15 protein-coding genes are annotated in these 19,301 nt (G+C 68.1%); 13 read left to right on the top strand and 2 right to left on the bottom strand.

The window, feature by feature from the left end; all coding sequences use genetic code 11:
- The first annotated feature begins 15 nt into the window (after nt 1-15).
- The 5 genes from ACAM57_RS15205 to ACAM57_RS15185 all read left to right on the top strand — a co-directional run bounded on the left by ACAM57_RS15205 (nt 16) and on the right by ACAM57_RS15185 (nt 3,674).
- A complete protein-coding gene (locus ACAM57_RS15205; RefSeq protein ID WP_369662229.1) occupies nt 16-1,497 on the top strand; it encodes a YdiU family protein in 1,482 nt (493 codons plus the stop codon).
- Nucleotides 1,494-1,904, top strand: a complete 411-nt coding sequence (msrB, locus tag ACAM57_RS15200) for a peptide-methionine (R)-S-oxide reductase MsrB (RefSeq protein ID WP_369662228.1) — start codon at nt 1,494-1,496, stop codon at nt 1,902-1,904. Before ACAM57_RS15205 ends, msrB begins: the two co-directional genes overlap by 4 nt.
- A 26-nt stretch (nt 1,905-1,930) precedes the next feature.
- Nucleotides 1,931-2,476 (top strand): septation protein A, encoded by a 546-nt coding sequence (locus tag ACAM57_RS15195; RefSeq protein WP_019652541.1) that lies wholly within the window; start codon nt 1,931-1,933, stop codon nt 2,474-2,476.
- A complete protein-coding gene (locus ACAM57_RS15190) occupies nt 2,473-2,751 on the top strand; it encodes a BolA family protein (RefSeq protein ID WP_369662227.1) in 279 nt (92 codons plus the stop codon). The genes ACAM57_RS15195 and ACAM57_RS15190 overlap by 4 nt, the downstream gene beginning before the upstream one ends.
- A gap of 137 nt (nt 2,752-2,888) precedes the next feature.
- Nucleotides 2,889-3,674, top strand: coding sequence for a peptidylprolyl isomerase (locus tag ACAM57_RS15185; RefSeq protein WP_126020178.1), 786 nt, complete (start codon nt 2,889-2,891; stop codon nt 3,672-3,674).
- A gap of 138 nt (nt 3,675-3,812) precedes the next feature.
- On the opposite strand, the gene ACAM57_RS15180 is transcribed toward ACAM57_RS15185, so the two are convergent.
- Nucleotides 3,813-4,124 carry a hypothetical protein gene (locus ACAM57_RS15180; RefSeq protein WP_369662226.1) on the bottom strand — a complete coding sequence of 104 codons (312 nt, stop codon included), beginning with the start codon at nt 4,122-4,124 and terminating at the stop codon, nt 3,813-3,815.
- A gap of 7 nt (nt 4,125-4,131) precedes the next feature.
- Entirely contained in the window at nt 4,132-8,103 is a 3,972-nt protein-coding gene (gene purL / locus ACAM57_RS15175; protein ID WP_369662442.1) for a phosphoribosylformylglycinamidine synthase, read from the bottom strand.
- A gap of 156 nt (nt 8,104-8,259) precedes the next feature.
- Here purL and map point away from each other — a divergent pair, with 156 nt between their 5' ends.
- The 8 genes from map (at nt 8,260) to bcsB (ending at nt 19,296) form a co-directional block, all read left to right on the top strand.
- The gene (map, locus tag ACAM57_RS15170; protein WP_093195007.1) at nt 8,260-9,084 is read left to right on the top strand and encodes a type I methionyl aminopeptidase; all 825 of its coding nucleotides are present in this window, start codon (nt 8,260-8,262) and stop codon (nt 9,082-9,084) included.
- Between the two features lie 22 nt (nt 9,085-9,106).
- Complete coding sequence (locus ACAM57_RS15165) at nt 9,107-11,713, top strand: [protein-PII] uridylyltransferase (protein ID WP_126020184.1); 2,607 nt, start codon at nt 9,107-9,109, stop codon at nt 11,711-11,713.
- 28 nt (nt 11,714-11,741) lie between these two features.
- On the top strand, nt 11,742-12,779 hold the full coding sequence (locus tag ACAM57_RS15160) for a diguanylate cyclase (protein WP_369662225.1): 1,038 nt from the start codon (nt 11,742-11,744) through the stop codon (nt 12,777-12,779).
- Nucleotides 12,780-13,036: 257 nt separating this feature from the next.
- Nucleotides 13,037-13,510: a cellulose biosynthesis protein BcsD gene (gene bcsD / locus ACAM57_RS15155; protein ID WP_126020188.1), complete on the top strand. Its 474-nt coding sequence runs from the start codon at nt 13,037-13,039 to the stop codon at nt 13,508-13,510.
- Nucleotides 13,507-13,956 carry a hypothetical protein gene (locus tag ACAM57_RS15150; protein WP_369662224.1) on the top strand — a complete coding sequence of 150 codons (450 nt, stop codon included), beginning with the start codon at nt 13,507-13,509 and terminating at the stop codon, nt 13,954-13,956. The genes bcsD and ACAM57_RS15150 overlap by 4 nt, the downstream gene beginning before the upstream one ends.
- Before the next feature lie 2 nt (nt 13,957-13,958).
- Nucleotides 13,959-14,771 (top strand): cellulose biosynthesis protein BcsQ, encoded by an 813-nt coding sequence (bcsQ, locus tag ACAM57_RS15145; protein ID WP_184637691.1) that lies wholly within the window; start codon nt 13,959-13,961, stop codon nt 14,769-14,771.
- Entirely contained in the window at nt 14,768-16,936 is a 2,169-nt protein-coding gene (bcsA, locus tag ACAM57_RS15140; protein WP_369662223.1) for a UDP-forming cellulose synthase catalytic subunit, read from the top strand. The genes bcsQ and bcsA overlap by 4 nt, the downstream gene beginning before the upstream one ends.
- A complete protein-coding gene (bcsB, locus tag ACAM57_RS15135) occupies nt 16,933-19,296 on the top strand; it encodes a cellulose biosynthesis cyclic di-GMP-binding regulatory protein BcsB (protein ID WP_369662222.1) in 2,364 nt (787 codons plus the stop codon). Before bcsA ends, bcsB begins: the two co-directional genes overlap by 4 nt.
- Nucleotides 19,297-19,301 lie beyond the last annotated feature (5 nt).

Raw genomic sequence — 19,301 nt, 5'->3', positions numbered from 1 at the left:
CCGGACAATCCGGACATGAGCTTGCTTGCTGAAGACACCGAGGCCGCGGACCTGGGCTTGCGCTGGAAACCGGGTTTCGCCGCCCTTGGACCGGCCTTCCTCACCGAACTGCGCCCCACGCCCCTGCCCGAACCCTATTGGGTAGGCCGCAGCGAAACCGTCGCCCGCCAGCTCGGGCTGCCGGCCGGCTGGCACGAATCCGGCGCCACGCTGGCGGCCCTCACCGGCAGCCTGCCCGTTACAGGCACCCGCCCCTTCGCCACCGTCTACAGCGGCCACCAGTTCGGCGTGTGGGCCGGGCAGCTCGGCGACGGGCGCGCCATCATGCTCGGCGAGACCGAAGGTGGTCTCGAAGTGCAGCTCAAGGGCGCCGGGCGCACGCCCTATTCGCGCGGCGGCGACGGCCGCGCGGTGCTGCGCTCGAGCATCCGCGAATTCCTCTGCAGCGAGGCCATGCACGGCCTGGGCATCCCGACCACCCGGGCGCTGTGCGTGACCGGCTCCGATGCCCCCGTGTACCGTGAGGAGATCGAAAGCGCCGCCGTCGTCACCCGCGTGGCGCCCAGCTTCGTGCGCTTCGGCCACTTCGAGCATTTCGCGGCCAACCAGCGCAACGACGAACTGCGCGCTCTGGCCGATTACGTCATCGACCGCTACTACCCCGCCTGCCGCACCACCGAGCGCTTCGGCGGCAACGCCTACGCCGCCTTCCTCGAAGCCGTGAGCGAGCGCACCGCCGCCCTGCTCGCCCAATGGCAGGCCGTGGGCTTCTGCCACGGGGTGATGAATACCGACAACATGAGCATCCTCGGGCTCACCATCGACTACGGCCCGTTCCAGTTCCTCGACGGCTTCGACCCGCGCCACATCTGCAACCACAGCGACACCAGCGGGCGCTACGCCTTCAACCAGCAGCCCAACGTCGCCTACTGGAACCTCTTCTGCCTGGCGCAGGCGCTCCTGCCGCTGATCGGCGACCAGGAAGTGGCCGTGGCCGCCCTGGAGTCTTACAAGACGGTGTTCCCGAACGAGTTCGAAGGCCGCATGCGCGCCAAACTGGGCCTTCCTGAAGCAGCCGAGTGCGACCGCGCGCTGATCGAAGGCGTGCTCAAGCTGCTGGCCGCCGGCAAGGTCGACTACACCATCTTCTGGCGCCGGCTCTCCAACTACATGGCCGACGGCAACGTGGAGCCGGTGCGCGACCTCTTCCTGGATCGCCCGGGCTTCGACGCCTGGCTGCTATCGTTTTCGCAGCGCCATGCCGCCGCCGACAGGGCCCGGGCCGCGGAACTGATGCGCCGCTCCAACCCGAAGTTCGTGCTGCGGAACCACCTGGGACAGCAGGCCATCGAAGCGAGTCAGCAAAAGGACCACTCGGGTGTGGCAGTCTTGCTGGCTCTGCTGCAGACCCCATTTGAAGAACATCCCGGCGCCGACGCGTATGCCGGGTTCCCGCCCGACTGGGCCTCCACGATCGAAATCAGCTGCTCATCATGACCACTCCCGTACAGAAAACCGACGCCGAATGGAAAGCCCTGCTCACTGAAAAAGGCGCCGAACCCGCGGCCTTCGAGGTGACGCGCCACGCGGCCACCGAACGCCCCTTCACCGGCAAGTACGAGGCGCACTGGGAAGACGGCACCTACCACTGCATCTGCTGCGGCGCCAAGCTCTTCGAGTCGGCGACCAAGTTCGACGCCGGGTGCGGCTGGCCCAGCTTCTCGCAGGAAGCCGTGCCGGGCGCCATCCGCAACATCATCGACCGCTCGCACGGCATGGTGCGCACCGAGAATGTCTGCGCCAATTGCGGCGCCCACCTGGGCCACGTGTTCCCCGACGGCCCGACCGAAACCGGCCTGCGCTACTGCATGAACTCGGCGTCGCTCGACTTCCAGAAGAAATAAGAGAAAAGAAACAGGCAACCCGCTCGATGAAACTGATCCTCGACTTCTTCCCGATCCTGCTCTTCTTCATTGCCTACAAGATGGGCAACATCTACACCGCCACCGGCGTGCTCATGGCCGCCACGGTGGTGCAGATGGCGATCATCTACGCCACCGAGCGCAAGCTGCAGGCGATGCAGAAAGCCACGCTGGTGCTGATCCTGCTGTTCGGCACGCTCACGCTGGCGCTGCACGACGATCGCTTCATCAAGTGGAAGCCGACGGTGCTCTATGGCGCCATGGCGCTGGCGCTCGCGGTGGCGCTGTGGGCGCTGAAGAAGAACTTCCTGAAGATGCTGCTGGGCTCGCAGCTGGAGCTGCCCGACCGCATCTGGGGCCGGCTCAACGTGGCCTGGATCGGCTACTGCGTCTTCATGGCCGTCATCAACGGCTACGTGGCGGCGTACTTCACCACCGAGGCCTGGGTCAACTTCAAGCTCTGGGGCTACGTGTTCCCCATCGTCTTCCTGGTGGCGCAGGGCCTGTACATCGCGCCGCACCTGAAGAACGAAGAAGACAAGCCCGCGGCATGACGAGCACGGCCGCCCCCCTTCCCACCACGGCCGAACTCGAGGCGGCGCTGCGCAAGGCGCTTGCGCCGACCGCGCTCGAGGTGATCGACGAAAGCGCCGCCCACGCGGGGCACGCGGGTGCCAACGCCGAGGGCCGGGGCACCCATTTCAGGGTGCGCATCGCCTCCCCCCTGTTCGACGGGAAGCCGCGCGTGGCGCGGCATCGGCTTGTGTATGATGCCCTCCACGTTTTCATCGCACAGGGTCTGCACGCCATCGCCATCGAGGTGCTCTGAGTCAGTCGTCCAACGCATCGCTCGCACGCCGCGCCCGCACCGGCAGCTGCTTTCTCCCTTTCTTCCCTCAATCCCCTGCTTTCATTACCGCGCAACTCCTACACGCGCATTTCCTTCCCAGCTCGACCATTCATTCCATGAAAAAACAAATCTTGCAGGCCGTCGCGGCCGCAGCGCTGCTCGGTGCTATCCCCATGGCGGCCCTGGCGCAGAACGCAGCCATCGTGAACGGCAAGCCGGTGCCCAAGGCCCGCATGGACGTCCTGGCCCAGCAGCTGGCAGCCGCCGGCCGCCCGGTGACGCCCGAGATGCAAGGCCAGCTGCGCGAGGAAATCGTGGCTCGCGAAGTGTTCATGCAGGAAGCCCAGAAGCAGGGCCTGGACGCCACCGAGGACTACAAGAACCAGCTCGAACTCGCCCGCCAGGCCATCCTGATCCGCGCCCTGTTCGAGAACTACCGCAAGACCAACCCGGTCTCGGACGCCGACGTGAAGGCCGAGTACGACAAGTTCGTCGCTGCCAACGGCGGCAAGGAATACAAGGCCCGCCACATCCTGGTCGAGACCGAAGACCAGGCCAAGAAGATCATGGCCGACCTGAAGAAGGGTGCCAAGTTCGAAGACATCGCCAAGAAGCAGAGCAAGGACCCGGGTTCGGGCGCCAACGGCGGCGACCTCGACTGGGCCAACCCCGCGAGCTTCGTGCCCGAGTTCTCGGAAGCCATGATCAAGCTCAAGAAGGGCGAGACCACCCCCGCCCCGATCAAGACCCAGTTCGGCTGGCACATCATCCGCGTCGACGACATCCGCCAGGCTCAACTGCCGAAGCTGGAAGAAGTGAAGCCGCAGATCACGCAGCAGCTGCAGCAGCAGCGCCTGCAGAAGTACCAAGAAGACCTTCGCGCCAAGGCGAAGGTGGAATAACACCCAGGCGTCGCGCACTTCGTGTCGCTACGCCCACTCCTGAAGGGGCAGCACCTGCGGCCCGGCGAAGCCGGTTCCGCGGTGTTCTGGAAATGAAAAAGGCGGCCTGCGGGCCGCTTTTTCGTGGGCGTCCTTGTTTCAGATCGCCCAGGTTCCGAAGTTGTCGCCTGGGCCGTCAAGAACGACGAAAGCCTGCCAGGCGCCATCCGCGCTGTCGCCCTGCGTCGCGCGGCGCAGCGCATCGAGCGTGCGCGCGATCTTCTTCGAAGCGCCAAAGTGCGCGGCGTTGAGCGCATCGAGTTGCGGCAGCAGCACCTGCAACACCTGCGCACGCGCCACAGCCTCGGCGGCCAGATCGTCCCGCCACGCGAGCAGCTGCTTGCGGATCAGGCCCTCGATCCGCGCCGCTTCCAGAACATGCCGGCTTCGCGGGTGATCGAGGTCGAGCATTCGAGCCTCAGCCCACCCAGCGGCGCGCATTGCGCCAGATCTGCATCCAGGGGCTCAGCTCGCTCTTGTCGCCCGAGGTCCAGCTCATCTGGATGTTGCGGAACACGCGCTCCGGATGCGGCATCACTGCGGTGAAGCGGCCGTCCGGCGTGGTCACGGAGGTCAGGCCGCCGGCGCTGCCGTTCGGGTTGAACGGGTACTGCTCGGTGGGCTTGCCGTGGTTGTCGACGAAGCGCATGGCCGCGATGGCCTTGTCGGCGTCGCCGCGGTACTTGAAGTTGGCATAGCCCTCGCCGTGCGCCACCGCGATCGGCAGGCGGCTGCCGGCCATGCCCGCGAAGAAGATGCTGGGCGACTCGAGCACCTCGACCATCGACAGGCGCGCCTCGAAGCGCTCGCTCTGGTTGGTGGTGAAACGCGGCCAGGCCTCGGCGCCCGGAATGATGTCGGCCAGCTCGGCGAACATCTGGCAGCCGTTGCACACGCCCAGGCCGAAGGTGTCGGCGCGGCCGAAGAAGGTCTTGAACTGCTCGGCCAGCTTCGGGTTGAAGGTGATGCTGCGGGCCCAGCCGATGCCGGCGCCCAGCGTGTCGCCGTAGCTGAAGCCGCCGCAGGCGACCACGCCCTTGAAGTCGGCGAGGTCCGCCCTGCCCGTCTGCAGGTCGGTCATGTGCACGTCGAAGGCTTCGAAGCCGGCTTCGGTGAAGGCGTAGGCCATCTCGACGTGCGAGTTGACGCCCTGCTCGCGCAGGATCGCGACCTTGGGGCGCGACTGCAGGATGGCCGGGGCAGTGGTTTGTTGCGCGTTCGGCAGGAACACGTGCATGCCCGGGTCGGCCGGATCGCCGGCCGCGGCGTGTTCGGCATCGGCGCAGGCGGGGTTGTCGCGCTCGCGGGCGATCTTCCAGCTGACCGAGTCCCACACTTGCTGCAGGTCGTGCAGGCTCGCGCTGAACACGGACTTGGCGTCACGCCAGACTTCGATCTTGCCCTTGCCCGCGTCCATGGTGGAGCTGGCCGGACGGGTCTTGCCGACGAAGTGGCTGTGGGTGCTCAGGCCGTGGGCGCGCAGCACCTGCATGACGTCGTTGCGCTCGGCGGTGCGCACCTGCAGCACCATGCCCAGCTCCTCGTTGAACAGCGCCTTGAGCGTGAGTTCCTCGCGGCGCGCGCTGACCTGCTGCGCCCAGTTCTTGGCGTCGCCGGTCTCCATGCGGCTGTCGGAGATGCCATCACCTTCGGTGACGAGCATGTCGACGTTGAGCGCCACGCCGACGTGGCCTGCAAAGGCCATCTCGCAGGCGGTGGCGAACAGGCCGCCGTCGCTGCGGTCGTGCATCGCGAGGATCTTGCCGTCGGCGCGCAGCGCGTTCACGGCATTCACCAGCGCCACGAGTTGCGCCGGGTCGTCGAGGTCGGGCACCGTGTCGCCGCTCTGGTCGAGTGTCTGCGCGAGGATGCTGCCGGCCATGCGGTGCTTGCCCTGGCCCAGGTCGATCAGCACAAGGGTGGTGTCGGCCTCTTCGGCGTCGAGCTGCGGCGTGAGCGTGCCGCGCACGTCAGGCAGCGTGGCGAAGGCGCTGACGATCAGGCTCACGGGCGAGGTGACCTTCTTCGCCTCCGCGCCATCCTTCCACTGGGTGCGCATCGACAGCGAATCCTTGCCGACGGGAATCGACACGCCCAGCGCCGGACACAGTTCCATGCCGACGGCCTTGACGGTCTCGTACAGCGCGGCGTCCTCGCCGGGCTCGCCGCAGGCGGCCATCCAGTTGGCCGACAGCTTCACGCGCGAGAGTTCGATGGGCGCGGCCAGCAGGTTGGTGATGGCCTCGGCCACCGCCATGCGGCCGGAGGCCGGCGCGTCGAGCGCGGCCAGCGGCGTGCGCTCGCCCATGCTCATGGCTTCGCCGGCGAAGCCCTTGTAGTCGGCCAGCGTCACGGCGCAGTCGGCCACGGGCACCTGCCACGGGCCGACCATCTGGTCGCGGTGGCTCATGCCGCCCACCGTGCGGTCGCCGATGGTGACGAGGAAGCGCTTGGAAGCCACCGTCGGGTGCGAGAGCACGTCGATGGCCGCCTTCTGCAGGTCGACGCCGGTGAGGTCGAGCGGCTTGAAGCTGCGCGCCACGGTCTTCACGTCGCGGTGCATCTTCGGCGGCTTGCCGAGCAGCACGTCCATGGGCATGTCGACGGGCTGCACCTCGGCGCCTTCATCGGCCACCAGCAGCTGGCGCTCTTCGGTCGCCACGCCAACCACCGAGAACGGGCAGCGCTCGCGCTCGCAGAACGCCTTGAACTGTTCGAGCGATTCGGGCGCGATGGCCAGAACGTAGCGCTCCTGGCTCTCGTTGCACCAGATTTCCTTCGGCGCCATGCCCGACTCCTCGAGCGGCACTGCGCGCAGGTCGAAGCGCGCGCCGCGGCCGGCGTCGTTGGTCAGCTCGGGGAAGGCGTTGCTCAGGCCGCCCGCGCCCACGTCGTGGATCGCGAGGATGGGGTTGGCCGCGCCCTGCTGCCAGCAGTGGTTGATGACCTCCTGCGCGCGTCGCTCGATCTCGGGGTTGCCGCGCTGCACGGAGTCGAAGTCGAGCTCGGCCGCGTTGGCGCCGGTGGCCATCGAGCTGGCGGCGCTGCCGCCCATGCCGATGCGCATGCCGGGGCCGCCGAGCTGGATCAGCAGCGAGCCGGCGGGGAACTGGATCTTCTTGGTCTGCGTCGCATCGATGCTGCCCAGGCCGCCCGCGATCATGATCGGCTTGTGATAGCCGCGCTGTACGGTGTCGACGTCGCTCGCCACGGTCTGCTCGTACTCGCGGAAGTAGCCCAGCAGGTTGGGGCGGCCGAACTCGTTGTTGAACGCGGCGCCGCCCAGCGGGCCCTCGGTCATGATCTGCAGCGGGCTGGCGATGTGCTCGGGCTTGCCGTAGCTGCCCTCTTCCGGCCAGAGCTTCGAGACGGTGAAGCCGGTCAGGCCGGCCTTGGGCCTGGAACCACGGCCGGTGGCGCCCTCGTCGCGGATCTCGCCGCCCGCGCCGGTCGAGGCACCCGGAAACGGCGAGATGGCCGTGGGGTGGTTGTGCGTCTCGACCTTCATCAGCACATGGCTCAGGGCGCTATCTTTTTGATAGCTCTGCGAGCCGCTGGCGGGCACGAAGCGCTCGATGGCCGTGCCTTCCATGATCGAGGCGTTGTCGGCGTAGGCCACCACCGTGTGCTGCGGGTTCAGCTTCTCGGTGTTACGGATCATCGAGAACAGGCTCTGCGGTTGGGCCTGGCCGTCGATGGTGAAGTTGGCGTTGAAGATCTTGTGGCGGCAGTGCTCGCTGTTGGCCTGCGCGAACATCATGAGCTCGACGTCGCTGGGGTTGCGGCCCAGGCGGGTGAAGGCGTCGACCAGGTAGTCGATCTCGTCCTCGGCCAGCGCCAGGCCGAAGCCGGTGTTGGCCGCCACCAGCGCGGCGCGGCCGCCGCCCTGCACGTCGACCTGCGCCATCGGCTGGGCCGGCAGCTCGCTGAAGAGGCTGGCGGCCTGCTCGACCGTGGCCAGCACCGATTCGGTCATGCGGTCGTGCAGCGGGACGGCCACGGCCGCCAGCTGGTCGCCGTCGAGCACGGGGGCCTTGCCGATCAGCGGGGCCTTCAGCTTCAGGTGGTACTGGGTGACGCGCTCGACGCGCCGCAGGGCCAGCCCGCAGTTGTGGGCGATGTCGGTGGCCTTGGAGGCCCAGGGCGAGACGGTGCCCAGGCGCGGCGTGACCACCACGCTTGTGCCCGCCTTGGCCGGCGCCTCGAAGGGGTCGCCGTAGGTCAGCAGCGCGGCGAAACGCTCGCGGTCGGCCTGGCCGAGCGCCGCGTCTGTCACCACGAGGTGCACGAAACGGGCCGAGATGCCCTCGATGCGCGGCTCGATGGCCTGCAGCTTCGGCAGGAGCTGGCGTGCGCGAAAGTCGCTGAGTGCGCTGCCGCCCTCGAACATGGTTACGACAGGAAGGGCTTGAGGTGCGGGCTGCGTCACGGTCGATGGGGCCTCGGGGGCCGCGTTGGGAAATCAAGGAATCGAGGCGGATGGCCGCTGACTGGGGTCATCCGCGTTAACCCGGGATTTTAGCCGGGCCAATGGGATAATTCGGCCATGAGCATTAACTACAAAGACGCTGCAGGCATCGAAGCCATGCGGGTCGCATGCCGCCTGGCCTCCGAGGTGCTGGACTACCTCACTCCCCTCATCAAGCCCGGCATCACGACCAACGATGTCGACCGGCTGGCTGCCGAGTACATGGTCAAGCAGGGCACCACCTCCGCCACGGTGGGCTACATGGGCGCGAGCAGCGTCCCGTTCCCGAAGTCGCTGTGCACCTCGGTGAACCACGTGGTGTGCCACGGCATCCCGAACGACAAGCCCCTGAAAAAGGGCGACATCATGAATGTCGACGTCACCGTCATCAAGGACGGCTGGTTCGGCGACAACAGCCGCATGTACGTGATCGGCGACGCCTCCATCGCGGCCAAGCGCCTGTGCAACATCACCTTCGAGGCCATGTGGCACGGCATCCTGCAGGTGCGCCCCGGCGCGCACCTGGGCGACGTGGGCCATGCGATCCAGAAGTTCGCCGAGGGCCAGGGTTTCTCGGTGGTGCGCGAGTTCTGCGGCCACGGCGTGGGCCAGCGCTTCCACGAGGAACCCCAGGTGCTGCACTACGGCCGCCCGGGCACCATGGAAGAACTCAAGCCCGGCATGATCTTCACCATCGAGCCGATGATCAACGCCGGCAAGCGCGACGTGAAGGAAGACTTCAAGGGCGGCCAGTACGACGGCTGGACCATCGTCACGCGCGACCATTCGCTGTCGGCCCAGTGGGAGCACACCGTGCTCGTCACCGAGACCGGCTACGAGGTGCTGACGCTGTCGGCCGGAAGCCCGCCGCTGCCCTCCTTCGTCACCGCCACCAAGACCTGACGCGCAGACGCACCCCCTCGCCGTGATCGAAGCAGCCAACATCGACGTGGCGACGCTGCGCGAAGCCTATCGCGCGAAAAAGCTCGCCCTGTTCGACACCCTGCGCTTCGCGCGCGCCCCGACCCGCAGCGTCCACACGGTGCTGCGCCAGCTCTCGGCGCTGGCCGACGAAACGCTGTGCACCCTGTGGCGCGACGCCGGCTTCGGCGACTCGCTCACGCTGGCGGCCGTGGGCGGCTTCGGGCGCGGGGAGCTGTTTCCGTATTCCGACGTCGACGTGCTGCTGCTGCTGCCGCCCGAGGGCGAGGCCGGCGGTATCGAGCCGGCCCGCATCGAGGCCTTCATCGGCCAGTGCTGGGACGCCGGCCTGGAGATCGGCTCCAGCGTGCGCACTGTCGAAGAATGCCTGGCGGAGGCCGAGAAGGACGTCACCGTGCAGACCTCGCTGCTCGAGGCGCGCCTGATCGCCGGCAACAAGAAGCTCTTCACCGCCTTCCGCCGCCGCTTCTCGCGCGCCATCGACCCGCAGGCCTTCTTCGTGGCCAAGTCGCAGGAAATGCGGCACCGCCACCAGAAGTTCGACAACACGCCCTACGCGCTGGAGCCCAACTGCAAGGAATCGCCGGGCGGCCTGCGCGACCTGCAGACCATCCTCTGGATGACCAAGGCCGCCGGCTACGGCAGCCGCTGGGACGACCTGGCCAAGAACGGCCTGGCCACGTCCTTCGAGGCGCAACAGATCAAGCGCAACGAGGCACTGCTTTCGCTGATCCGCGCCCGGCTGCACGTGATCGCCAACCGGCGCGAGGACCGCCTGGTGTTCGACCTGCAGACCGCCGTGGCCGCCAGCTTCGGCTACGAGAGCGAATCACAGCGCAAGTCGAGCGAGGCGCTCATGCGGCGCTACTACTGGGCCGCCAAGGCGGTGTCGCAGCTCAACCAGATCCTGCTGCTCAACATCTCCGAGCGGCTGCAGCCCAGTGACGAGCAGCACACGCCGATCAACGAGCGCTTCTACGAACGCGCCGGCCTGATCGAGATCGCCAGCGACGACCTCTACGAGCGCGAGCCGCACGCGGTGCTAGAGACCTTCCTGCTCTACCAGAAGACCATCGGCGTGAAGGGCCTGTCGGCGCGCACGCTGCGCGCGCTCTACAACGCGCGCCACGTGATGGACAGCAAGTTCCGCAACGACCCGGTCAACCACCAGACCTTCATGCGGATCGTGCTGCAGCCCTACGGCATCACGCACGCCTTCAGGCTGATGAACCAGACCTCGGTGCTGGGGCGCTACCTGCGGGTGTTCCGCAGCATCGTGGGGCAGATGCAGCACGACCTGTTCCACGTCTACACGGTGGACCAGCACATCCTGATGGTGCTGCGCAACGTGCGGCGCTTCTTCATCGCCGAGCACGCGCACGAGTACCCGTTCTGCTCGCAGCTGGCGGCCGGCTGGGACAAGCCCTGGATCCTGTACGTGGCCGCCCTCTTCCACGACATCGCCAAGGGCCGCGGCGGCGACCACTCCACGCTGGGCGCGCGCGACGTGCAGCGCTTCTGTAAGCAGCACGGCATCGCCCGCGAGGACGCGAAGCTCATCGAATTCCTCGTGGCCGAGCACCTGGTGATGAGCCAGGTCGCCCAGAAGCAGGACCTGAGCGATCCGGAGGTGATCGGCGCCTTCGCCAAACGCGTGGGCAACGAGCGCTACCTGACCGCGCTCTACCTGCTGACGGTGGCCGACATCCGCGGCACCTCGCCGCGCGTGTGGAACGCCTGGAAGGGCAAGCTGCTCGAGGACCTTTACCGCTACACCCTGCGGGCACTGGGCGGCCGCATGCCCGACCCGGACGCCGAGGTCGAGTCGCGCAAGCGCGAGGCCCTGGTGCAGCTCGCCCTGCATGCCCAGCGCTTCGAGGCGCACAAGGCGCTGTGGGACACGCTCGACGTCGGCTATTTCATGCGCCACGACGCCGGCGAGATCGCCTGGCACGCCAAGCAGCTCTCGCGCTTCGTGCCGCCGCCGAACGTGCCGGCCGACCCCAAGGCAGCGCCCATCGTCAGGGCGCGCCTGTCTCCGGTGGGCGAAGGCCTGCAGGTGGTCGTGTACACGCCCGACCAGCCCGACCTGTTCGCGCGCATCTGCGGCTACTTCGACCAGGCCTCCTTCAGCATCCTGGACGCCAAGGTGCACACCACGAGCAACGGCTACGCGCTCGACACCTTCCAGGTGGTGACCACCTTCCTGCCGGATCACTACCGCGACCTGATCAGCATGGTCGAGTCGGGCCTGGCGCAAACGCTCACCGAGGCCGGCGCGCTGCCGCCGCCCAGCATGGGCCGGGTGTCGCGCCGGGTGCGCAGCTTTCCGATCAAGCCGCGCATCAGCCTGCTGCCGGACGACAAGGCGCAGCGCTGGCTGCTCAGCATCTCGGCCAGCGACCGCGCGGGCCTGCTGTATTCGGTGGCGCGGGTGCTGGCGCGCCATCACCTGAACCTGCAGCTCGCCAAGGTCACGACGCTGGGCGAGCGGGTGGAAGACACCTTCCTGATCAGCGGCCCCGAACTACAGGGCCAGAAGACGCAACTGGCCATCGAAACAGAATTGATGGAAGCACTGGCCTCCTGACACCCCGGGAGCCCTCAGAATGTCGGCCATGGAATTCCTGATCGAACAGCTATCCGAAACCGTCTCCTCGGCCACGACGCTGGAAGACCTCGCGCGCCCTATGCTCGAAATGCTCGAGGCGGCAACCGGCCTTGAATCGGCCTATCTCACGGTCATCGAGCCCGACGAGGCCCGCCAGCACATCCTCTTCGCCCACAACGCGGGCGAGCTGACCATTCCCGAAGGCGCCTACGTTCCCTGGGGCGACACGCTGTGTCGCCATGCGCTGGAAGAAGACCGCATCTACGCCGACGATGCCGGCGGCTGCTGGGGCGATGCCGATGCGGCCCGCGAACTGGGCATCCAGACCTGCGCGAGCGCACCCGTCAGGCTCGACGGCGGCGGCCTGCATGGCGCGCTGTGCGCCGCCAGCGCCCGGCAGATGCCCCTGCCGGCCATCGCCGAGCCGGTACTTCGCCTGTTCGCAAAGCTGATCGCCCAGCAGGTGGACCGCGAGCAGATGGTCGCCAGGCTCGACAAGGCCGGCATCGAACTCTCGGCCAATGCAGCGACCGACGTACTTACCGGCCTGCCGAACCGCCGCGCCCTGGTCGACGCGCTGCAGCGCATGCTGGCGCAGGGTGCGCGCAGCGCCCAGAGCGTGCTGGTCGGCTTCATCGACATGGACGACTTCAAGAAGATCAACGATGCGCACGGCCACGCGGTCGGCGACGAGTTCCTGGCGGCCATGGCGAAGCAGCTGTCGAACTGCGTGCGCGCGAGCGACATGCTGGCGCGATTCGGCTCCGACGAGTTCGTGGTGATCGGCCTGGGCCCCGGCCTCGGCGAATCGCCGCGTACCGGCGCGATGGCGCTGGGCGACCGGCTGGCGGAAAACACCAAGGGCGAACTGCGGCTCAGGAACCTGACCATCGACTACGCGGGCGCCAGCGTCGGCGTGGTGGCGGTCGATCCGCGCACCACCTCCGCCGAGGAGGCCCTGCGGCAGGCCGATGCCGCCATGTACGCGGTAAAGCACGGCCGCCGCACCATGTTCCAGCACGCGGGCAAAGCCCTCTCGGACTGACCCCGGGCCGAGTCGCGACGCGGGCGCACGGCAGCGTCGTCCGCGCCTGTCTCCGATGACGGCGGGGACGAAAGCGCACTTCACCAGAAACTTGAATCCGATCGCGCCCGCGCGACGTATGGAACTCGACCCGACGAAGGTCGCGGCTCGAGCTCGTCCCCGAATTCAGACAGTTGGCCAGCTCAAATTCAGTTCTTTCGTACTAATTAGTTCACATTCATTGTCAATAGTTAACTGATCCAAGAGAATGCCTCGGCATGGAAACTGGTGCGACGTTTATTGACTATTACGAAAAGAAATCCTGCAGCGCCCAATGGTTGGAATTCAACCGCGGCATGGCCGCCGAGTTGAGCGCCGGGTTGCCTCCGGAAGATCTGAGGCAGCTTTTCTTTCGCATCGGCCAGCGTCTCGCGCAGGCCCTGCCGATCCCCCGCTGCCGCACGCTCGAGGAGTTGCAGGACCAGTTCAACGCCCGCTGGGACGGCATCGACTGGGGCTTCGCCGTGCTGAACGAGGAAGCCGACGGCGTCGCCATCACCCACGCCTGCAGCCCAGTGGCCGCCGCCTTCGGGCCCGGATCGACCGACTGGAGCGTCGGTTTCTTCGAAGGTGCCTACCAGACCTGGTTCGAGGCGCAGCACATGCCCTCCACGCTGCGCGTGCAAGCGTTGCAGCCCGAGGTCCAGGCCGGGCCGCGCATCGATCTGCGCCTGTCGAGGGCAGGCGCATGAGCACCGAGGAACACATGCCCGAGGACATCGCCGGCCTGTTCGGCAAATTCGGCGGCAACGGCAACGGCTACAAGGAATTCGCGCCGCCCGACGCCGAGGCGCCGCGCGTGTGGCCACTGCTGTCGGGCGAGAAGATCACCCATCCGCCGGCGGTCACGGCTGCCGCCCCGGTCCCTGCGCCCGCACTGGCGCCCGCTCCAGTTCCGGTCGGCGCGGCCCCCCCCCTGCACGCGCCCTCGCCCGCACCGTTGGTCGCCGCTCCAGCTGCCCATGCACCGGCCGCGGTCCCGGTGTTCGCACCCGAGCCCGCACCGGCTCCGGCCGCCATCGCCTCCGGCCCGGGTTCCGCTGCGACACCGCTCGAGCAACTTTTCGCACGTCTGGCCGCGCCGCAGAAGGCAGCCGTGGCGCAGGGTCCCATGTCACGCTGGCGAAGGCCGACGTGACGATGGTTGTCATCCCCGTAATCTCCTCCAAGGGCGGCGTAGGCAAGACGACGATTGCCGCCAACCTCTGCACCGCGCTCGCGCAGCGCGGCAGGCAGGTGCTGGCCATCGATCTCGATCCGCAGAACGCGCTGCGTTTCCACATCGCCAACGAGCCGCAGGCCTGCGACAGCGGCCTGGTCGAGGCTGCCACCGGCCTGATGCCGTGGGCCCGCGCCATCCGTCCCGCGCACGGCGGCGTGATGCTGCTGCCTTTCGGCGACGTCGACGACGAACGCCAGATCGCGTTCGAGCAGCAGCTGGCCCGGTCGCCCGGCTGGCTCGGCGACACGCTGGAGCGCTTCGGCCTGCCCGCCGGCACGCTGGTGGTGCTCGACACCCCGCCCGGCCCCTCGGTCTACCTGCAGCAGGCGCTGCGCGCGGCCAGCTTCGGCGTGGTCGCGGTGCTGGCCGATGCGGGCTCCTTCGCCACGCTGCCCATCGTCGAGCGCATGCTCGACAAGTACGCCCGCCCACGCGGCGGCTACCTCGGCACCGGCTACGTGGTGAACCAGATCGACCCGGGCAAGAGGCTCAACCACGATGTCTTCGAACTTCTGCGCCAGCGGCTGCGCCCCGAGCTGCTGGGCATGCTGCACCTGGACCAGGCGGTGCCAGAGGCGCTGGCCTCGGCCGCGCCGGTGCAGCGCTACGCGCCCATGAGCCAGGCGACGCAGGACATCGACGCCTGCGCCGAGCGCCTGCTCGAACGCCTAGACACCGCGCGCCAGGCGGCGTCCTTCCCGACCCTGCGGACCACGGAAACGAACCGATGAAACACGCCCAGTCCGCCGCGCCGGCCCAGCCGGAGCCCCGTCCGGCGCCGGCCATCCTGAAGCTGCTGCCGGTGCGCATCCTCGGCTGGATCGTGGCGCTCACGATGCTGCCCGCGCTGATCATCGCGCCGATGACCTTCGAGCAGCAGATCGTGCTGTCCGTGGGCATCTTCGTGGCGGCGCTCGTCACCAACCGCTTCCGCGGGCGCTTCGCCAGCCTGGTTCTGATCTTCCTGTCGGTGGTGGTGTCCTCTCGCTACACCTACTGGCGGGTGACCGAGACCATGTTCATGGACAACCTGCTCGACCTGGTGCTGGGCGTCGGCCTGCTGATGGCCGAGCTCTACGCCTTCGTGGTGCTGCTGCTGGGCTACGTACAGACCGCCTGGCCGCTGGAGCGCAAGCCGGTGCCGCTGCCGGAGGACCCGGCCGAGTGGCCGACCATCGACCTGTTCATTCCGACCTACAACGAATCGCTGTCGGTGGTTCGCTCCACGGTGCTGGCCGCGCAGCTGATCGACTGGCCGCGCGACAAGATCAAGATCTTCGTGCTCGACGACGGCCGGCGCGAGGAATTCCGCGTGTTCTGCGAACAGGTCGGCGTGACCCACGTCACGCGCGACAACAACCGCCATGCCAAGGCCGGCAACATCAACGCCGCGCTGAAGAACACCACCGGCGAGTTCGTCGCGATCTTCGACTGCGACCACATCCCCACGCGCTCGTTCATGCAGATCGCCATGGGCTGGTTCGGACGCGACCCCAAGCTGGGCATGGTCCAGCTGCCCCACTACTTCTTCTCGGCCGACCCCTTCGAGCGCAACCTCGACACCTTCGGCACGGTGCCCAACGAGGGCGAGCTTTTCTACGGCCTGATCCAGGACGGCAACGACCTCTGGAACGCCACCTTCTTCTGCGGCTCCTGCGCGGTGCTGCGCCGGACCATCGTGGAAGAAGTGGGTGGCATCGCGGTCGAGACCGTCACCGAAGATGCCCACACCGCGCTGAAGATGCACCGCCTGGGCTACAACACCGCCTACCTCGCGCTGCCGCAGGCCGCGGGCCTGGCAACTGAAAGCCTCTCGGGCCACGTGGGCCAGCGCATCCGCTGGGCGCGCGGCATGGCGCAGATCTTCCGCATCGACAACCCGCTCTTCGGCCGCGGGCTGCACTGGGCGCAGCGCCTGTGCTACGTGAACGCGATGCTGCACTTCCTGTACGGACTGCCGCGGCTCATCTACCTGACGGCGCCGCTGGCCTACCTGTACTTCGGCGCGAGCGTGATCCACGCCTCGGCCTCGATGATCTTCGCCTTCGCGCTGCCGCACATCCTGCACGCCAACCTGACCAACAGCCGGATACAGGGGCGATTCCGCTACCTGCTGTGGAACGAGGTCTACGAGGCGGTGCTGGCCTGGTACATCTTCCGCCCGACGCTGGTGGCCCTCATCAACCCCAAGCTGGGCAGCTTCAACGTGACGGCCAAGGGCGGCCTGATCCAGGAAGAGTATTTCGACAGCACCATCGCCAAGGCCAGCCTGGTGCTGCTCGCGCTGAACTTCGTGGGCGTGTGCCTGGGCGTGTGGCGGCTGACCTGGGTCGACTCGCAGCACATCGCCACCGTGTGGCTGAATCTCGCCTGGACGGTCTACAACCTGATGATCCTGGGCGCATGCGTGGCCGCGGCCAACGAGTCGCGCCAGCTGCGCGGATCGCACCGCGTCGAACTCAACCTGCCGGCCACGCTGTACTTCGCCGATGGCCGCTCCCTGCGCTGCAACACCTTCGATTTCTCCAGCGGCGGCCTGGGCCTCGAGCTCCCGCAGGACCTGAAGCTGGACCTCGAAACGCCAGTAGAGGTGGCGCTGTACCGCAACGACCAGGAATCGCGCTTCGCATCCACCGTGCGCTTCAGCAGTGGCAAGCGCCTGGGCCTGAGCTTCGTGCCGATGAGCTTCGCGCAGGAACGCGCGCTGGTGCAGTGCACCACCGCGCGCGCCGACATCTGGGCCGCGCGCTGGGGCAACCACCCGCGCGTGCCGATCCACCGCGTGCTCGGCCACATCATCAGCATCAGCGGCACCGGTTTCCGAGACATGTTCAGCCATTACTACCGTGCGGCCGCCTCGCGGCTGCGTCCCGTCAAAGCGAAGGAATCCACGTGACGACCCACGTGACGCCCAACCAGCGTGCGCATCGCCGCGCCGAGCATCCCGTCAGCGTGGCTTCGTCCCCGTTCGTCTCCCGCGCCGTGGCCCTCGCCGTGGCCCTCGCCGCCGCCGGCACGGCCTTCGCCCAGCCCCGGCCGGCCGAGCCCCAGGCTGCGGCCGCCGCTGCCGCCCCGCAGGCGGCGCCGGCTCCCATTGCTGCCGCGGCACCTGCCGGCGGCGCGGTGCGCGAACTCAACCTCACGCAACTCGGCATCGACTACGCGGTTCAGCTGCGCGGCATCAGCGGCACGGTGGGCATCCCGTTCAACGTGCGCGCCGACGAGCTGGTGACGGCCGCCTCGTTCAGGCTGAACTACGCCTACTCGCCCTCGCTGATCCCGGAGCTCTCGCACCTGAAGGTCACGGTGAACGACGTGCTGGTGGCCACGCTGCCGGTGCCCACCGCGGGCGCGGGCCGGCCGCAGACGGCCGACATCCCGATCGACCGGCGCCTGATCACCGAGTTCAACCGCATCAACGTCGAGCTCATCGGCCACTACACCCGCGAGTGCGAGGACCCGGCGCACACCAGCCTGTGGGCGCGTATCGACGCCACCAGCACGCTGAAGCTGACGGTGGCGCCGCTGAAGCTGGTCAACGACCTGGCCGCCCTGCCGCAGCCCTTCTTCGACCGCCGCGACGTGCGCCGCGCGCGCATTCCCTTCGTGTTCGGCACCGCCGCCTCGGGCCCGGTGCTGGAGGCCGCGGGCGTGGTGTCGTCGTGGTTCGGCGCGCTGGCAGATTACCGCGGCGCGACCTTCCCGGTGTCGGGCGGTGACCTGCCCACCGGCCACGCGGTGGTGTTCGTCACGCCCGATTCGAGCATTCCGGGCCTGACGCTGCCGGCCATCCGCGGGCCGGGCCTGGCGATCGTCGACAACCCGCGCGACGCCAACGGCAAGCTGCTGCTGGTAATGGGCAGCACGCCCGCCGACCTGCGCACCGCCGCCGCCGCGCTGGCGCTCAACGCCAAGGCCTTCGCGGGCGCGACCGCATCGATCACCGCCTTCCAGGAGCCGCCCGCGCGCAAGCCCTACGACGCGCCGCGCTGGGTGCCGAGCGACCGTCCGCTGCAGCTGGGCGAGCTGGCCACGGCGGCCGACCTCTCGGTGTCGGGCTACAACCCCGACGTGGTCCGCGTGAACCTGCAGCTGCCGCCCGACCTGTTCACCTGGCGCAGCCGCGGCATTCCGCTCGATCTGCAATACCGCTACACGCCGCGCGTGCGGCCCGACCAGTCGACGCTGAACGTCAACGTCAACGAGAACTTCGTGGGCGGCCTGCCGCTGCGCTCGGCCAACCCGGCCGGCGACCGCTGGTGGAACCCGCTGGCGGTGAAGCTGATGCCCGACGGCACGCTGGCCGAACGCAAGGAAATCATCCTGCCGCCGCTGGCCATGGGCCCGCGCAGCCAGTTGAGGCTGCACTACTACTTCGAGCCGGTGGGCGGGCGCTGCGTGCCGCAGCTGGACAACGTGCGCGGCTCGATCGACCCGACTTCGAAGATCGACGTGTCGGGCTTCCCGCACTTCATCGCGATGCCCGAGCTTGCCGCCTACGCCAACGGCGGCTTCCCGTTCTCGCGCATGGCCGACCTTTCGGACACCGCCGTCATCCTGCCCGACCAGCCCAGCAGCAGCGACACCGAAATGTTCCTCGGCCTGCTCGGCCAGATCGGCCGCTCCACCGGCTACCCCGCGCTGCGCGTGAAGGTGGGCCGCTCGGGCGAGGCGCCGCAGTGGGCCGACAAGGACCTGCTGGTCATTGGCAACCTGCAGAACCAGCCGCTGTTCACCCAATGGGCCGACCGGATGCCGCTCAAGCGCAACGGCACCGCGCCCGAGCTGAAGCTCAACAGCTGGATCGACAACGCCATCGACTTCGTGATCGGCGCACGCACCCGCGAGGACCTGCCGGGCTCGATGCAGATCTCGGTGAGCGCCGACGGCCGCGACGCGGTGCTGGCAGGCTTCCAGTCGCCGCTGCAAAGCGGCCGCAGCGTGGTCGCCGCCATCACCAACAGCGAGTCGAAGGACGCGCTGCTCAACGCGCTGATGACGCCCGAGCTGCTCAAGAGCGTGCAGGGCAGCATGACCATCGTGCGCGACACGCAGGTCAACAGCGTGCTGGGCCAGGACACGTATTACGTCGGCCGCCTGCCGCCCGTCGCCTGGGTGCAGTGGCACCTCTCGCGCAGCCCGCTGATGCTGGCCGGGCTGGTGATCGTGCTGGCGCTGCTGGGCGCGGCCGTGTCGTACGCGGGCCTGCAGCTGCGCGCGCGCCGCCGGCTGTCTGTGAAGGCCAAGGGGAAGTAAGGAAC

Source organism: Variovorax sp. V15 (genome assembly GCF_041154425.1).
Classification (GTDB): Bacteria; Pseudomonadota; Gammaproteobacteria; order Burkholderiales; family Burkholderiaceae_C; genus Variovorax; species Variovorax guangxiensis.
This window is presented reverse-complemented; position numbering and strand designations above follow the sequence as displayed.

Coding starts and splice junctions, on each gene's coding strand:
- ACAM57_RS15180 (WP_369662226.1), bottom strand. CDS start 4,124: ATGCTCGACCTCGATCACCCGCGAAGCCGGCATGTTCTGGAAGCGGCG.
- bcsD (WP_126020188.1), top strand. CDS start 13,037: ATGGAAACTGGTGCGACGTTTATTGACTATTACGAAAAGAAATCCTGC.
- ACAM57_RS15195 (WP_019652541.1), top strand. CDS start 1,931: ATGAAACTGATCCTCGACTTCTTCCCGATCCTGCTCTTCTTCATTGCC.
- ACAM57_RS15185 (WP_126020178.1), top strand. CDS start 2,889: ATGAAAAAACAAATCTTGCAGGCCGTCGCGGCCGCAGCGCTGCTCGGT.
- bcsA (WP_369662223.1), top strand. CDS start 14,768: ATGAAACACGCCCAGTCCGCCGCGCCGGCCCAGCCGGAGCCCCGTCCG.
- bcsQ (WP_184637691.1), top strand. CDS start 13,959: ATGGTTGTCATCCCCGTAATCTCCTCCAAGGGCGGCGTAGGCAAGACG.
- ACAM57_RS15160 (WP_369662225.1), top strand. CDS start 11,742: ATGGAATTCCTGATCGAACAGCTATCCGAAACCGTCTCCTCGGCCACG.
- ACAM57_RS15190 (WP_369662227.1), top strand. CDS start 2,473: ATGACGAGCACGGCCGCCCCCCTTCCCACCACGGCCGAACTCGAGGCG.
- map (WP_093195007.1), top strand. CDS start 8,260: ATGAGCATTAACTACAAAGACGCTGCAGGCATCGAAGCCATGCGGGTC.
- purL (WP_369662442.1), bottom strand. CDS start 8,103: ATGTTCGAGGGCGGCAGCGCACTCAGCGACTTTCGCGCACGCCAGCTC.
- ACAM57_RS15205 (WP_369662229.1), top strand. CDS start 16: ATGAGCTTGCTTGCTGAAGACACCGAGGCCGCGGACCTGGGCTTGCGC.
- ACAM57_RS15150 (WP_369662224.1), top strand. CDS start 13,507: ATGAGCACCGAGGAACACATGCCCGAGGACATCGCCGGCCTGTTCGGC.
- msrB (WP_369662228.1), top strand. CDS start 1,494: ATGACCACTCCCGTACAGAAAACCGACGCCGAATGGAAAGCCCTGCTC.